The sequence below is a fragment of the Streptococcus sp. A12 genome (genome assembly GCF_905372335.1).
In the GTDB taxonomy this organism is placed as follows: domain Bacteria; phylum Bacillota; class Bacilli; order Lactobacillales; family Streptococcaceae; genus Streptococcus.
The window spans coordinates 1-2,954 of sequence record NZ_CAJPOU010000101.1; the positions used below are offsets into that span (position 1 = coordinate 1).

A 2,954-nucleotide genomic window follows, 5' to 3' on the forward strand; every position below is an offset into this window, starting at 1 on the left:
ATTTTAATAAGCTCAAAAAGTCTGAAACTGGATCATTTGGAACCATTTGAGCAGTGAGTTTCACACCTTTTTCTGCTAGTTTGTGGAAATCTTCCACATCCTTGTCTACCACGTTGATAGAACGTGTGATAGAGCGAGTTTCTGGTGTTTGAGACATATTGCCGACATTGAGTGTTTCAAGCGGAACACCTGCTTCGACCAAACCAAGGAAACGGTCTGGTTTACGTGCAACGATAAAGAGACGTTGGCTATCGTATTTACCAGCAAGGATATTTGCTGCTGCTTTCTCAACTGGCAAGATACTGAGTTTCACACCTGGTGGTGTCGCAAGTTTCAAACCACTCTTTTCAATATCGTTGTTAACAACTTCGTCGTCTACAACCATAATGCGTGAAACATTTAGTTTTCCAGCCCAAAGATTGGCTACTTGACCGTGGATCAAACGTCCATCGATACGGCATCCTACAATTGTCATAAGTTTTCCCCCTTTATGTGTTTTAGTGTAGGTTTACGAGTTAAATGAATCTCTTCTTTATATTCGCCCTCAGTTTCAAAGATGATGATGCGGTTAGCACCTTCCTTGAGATAGCTATGAGGGATATAAAGTGAGAGGGTCGGGCCGACGTTCCAGAAACGTCCTAAGTGACGCCCGTTGACAAAGGCAACTCCCTTACCAAACTCAGACAAGTCTAAGTAGGTATCCTTCGGCTCTTCAACAGTAAAGTCGAAAGCGTAAAAGGCTGGTTGTCCTTCTGTCCATCCTTTTGAAAAATCAATCTTCTCAGGATTATCCAGTGGCAGTGGATATTGTTTCCAATTCAGTAAGAAATGTAGATCCTTGCAGACACCTGTTCGAATTCCTTTACGCTGCGTATCTGCCAAAAACTTATGTCCGTAGTTGACACGCCCCATATTTTCAATCAAGATGTCAATCTCTGAAAAGCCTTCTCGATTGCCCTGACAGTAGATATCTTCACCAATCTCTGTCTGGTATTGAGTAGCAATCCATTGACCATCTACAAAGAGTTGAGCTCGGTCACGTCCATCGATGATACGGAGACGTTCCTCTTCTGCATCCCAACTTGCCTCAGTGCGGTAGAGAAGGTAGCCATAACTTTGACCAAGTTCTTCCATCGCTTTTGGATAGAGGCTTTCAGTAGGACTAGAGAGATTATCCAGGGTTTCAAACAAGGAAACTTTTTCGACCAATGGAATGGACCCTATCTCCATGCTTTCCTTATAGAGTGGTTCCAACTGTGGATACTCTGGGAAGTGGGTTGCCATCATCTTCTTGACTGCTAGGTATTTAGCAGTTGGATTTCCTTCTTCATCCAGAAGGGCATCATAGTCGTAAGATGTGACTTGTGGCAAATCCAGAGTTCCTCGAGCCGAGCAACCATTCATGAAACCAAAGTTTGTTCCACCATGGAACATGTAAAGGTTGATAGAGCCTTGCTCCAATACCTCTCGAACAGCTTCTGCCAATTCTTTAGGATCACGAGTGATGATGGGTTCTTTCCAACGGTTGAACCAACCATCCCAGAATTCCATACACATGAGGGGCCATTTCTTGCCATGCTCATCAAAGAATTCCTGCATCTGTGAAAAGTTGTACGGAGCTTTAGAACCGAAGTTTCCTGTCACAAAGAGATCGTCTTCGATCAAGGTTCCGGCTTTCAGAGTAGCCCTCCATGGGCCATCTGAAGTAAAGAGTGGGCAATCAATCCCTCGGTCTTCCATCAATTTCCGAATTGCTCGTAGATAAGACTTATCTTCTCCATAAGAGCCATATTCATTTTCGACTTGCATCATAAGAATGTTTCCACCATTATCCAACAAGCGAGGCACAAGCCTTGGCAATAATTGGTCATAATAGCGAGCAACAGCCTCGATGTAGGCCGGGTCGGACGAGCGAATTCGCATGTCCTTTGTCAAGAGCCAAGCCGGCAAGCCACCAAATTCCCATTCCGCACAGATAAATGGAGACGGGCGTACAATGGCATAGAGACCTAGATCTTGTGCAATTTGAAGAAATCTCTCCAAATTTCTGGCACCTTCAAAATCAAACTCCCCTTCAACAGGTTCGTGTAAATTCCAAGCCACATAGGTCTCGACTGTATTAAAGCCAAGCGCCTTTAAGTTATAGAGAGAATGATACCAATCCTCTGCTGGAATCCTAAAATAATGAATGGCGCCGGACAAAATCTTGAACGGTTTTCCGTCTAAATAGAAATCGTCCTCAATTTTAAATCTGGTCATGTTATTACCTCTGACGAATTAAGTTTGCGCTTTCATTTATTATAATATTAACTATAATCAAATCTTTTGCATTTGTCAATAGGTTTTAGAAAATTATTTAAAATTTTTCTATTTTTTTACTTACCGTTTACCGAAATTATCTAAAAATAGCATGAAAACGATCTTTTTATGTATGATAATTCACAAGAACATCAAATGAATTTTTTTACATGTAAAATAACATTTTTAGTCTATTATTTTAATTTTTTGACCTTAATACTACTCTTTTCTCTATATTTGTGGTAAAATCAAAATTGGAGAAAGAGAATCGAGGTGAAATTTATGGCTATTCCTAAATACCAATATATTAAAGATGAATTAAAAAATAAAATCATCTCTGGTCAATTTGCAAGTGGAGATAAATTTTATACAGAAGCCGAATTGATCGCGATGTACGATGTGAGTTCAATCACAGTTGTTCGTGCCTTGAACGACCTTGCTAAAGACGGCTACATTGTCCGCCAACAAGGTAAAGGTACTTTCGTTTCACGTGCCCGCAAGCACAAACTCGTTGAGTTTTCAGATGTCGAAATCTTTGAAACAAAAGACGATAAAGTTACTGTCCTTTCTATCGAGCGCGGAAACAAGCTTGAATATTTAGAGAAACTCGGCCTACGTGGAGATCAATTCTACTATAAGATTGAACGTATTCGTCA

General features: G+C 40.8%; 3 protein-coding genes. 1 reads left to right on the forward strand and 2 read right to left on the reverse strand.

What is annotated here, in order from left to right; all coding sequences use genetic code 11:
- Positions 1-475 (reverse strand): PTS system mannose/fructose/N-acetylgalactosamine-transporter subunit IIB (locus QZ158_RS08150; RefSeq protein ID WP_000156968.1); only part of this gene is annotated, 475 nt, incomplete at its 3' end.
- Positions 472-2,259 (reverse strand): beta-galactosidase family protein, encoded by a 1,788-nt coding sequence (locus tag QZ158_RS08155; RefSeq protein WP_000196619.1) that lies wholly within the window; start codon positions 2,257-2,259, stop codon positions 472-474. The genes QZ158_RS08150 and QZ158_RS08155, both read right to left, overlap by 4 nt.
- Positions 2,260-2,580: 321 nt before the next feature.
- Between QZ158_RS08155 and QZ158_RS08160 the strand changes: the two genes are divergently transcribed.
- Positions 2,581-2,954, forward strand: a 374-nt coding sequence (locus QZ158_RS08160; RefSeq protein ID WP_293887496.1) for a GntR family transcriptional regulator, incomplete at its 3' end; no start/stop codon positions are given.

Bases quoted from the DNA above. Each gene is read 5' to 3' on its own strand.
- QZ158_RS08155 (WP_000196619.1), bottom strand. From the start codon at position 2,259: ATGACCAGATTTAAAATTGAGGACGATTTCTATTTAGACGGAAAACCG.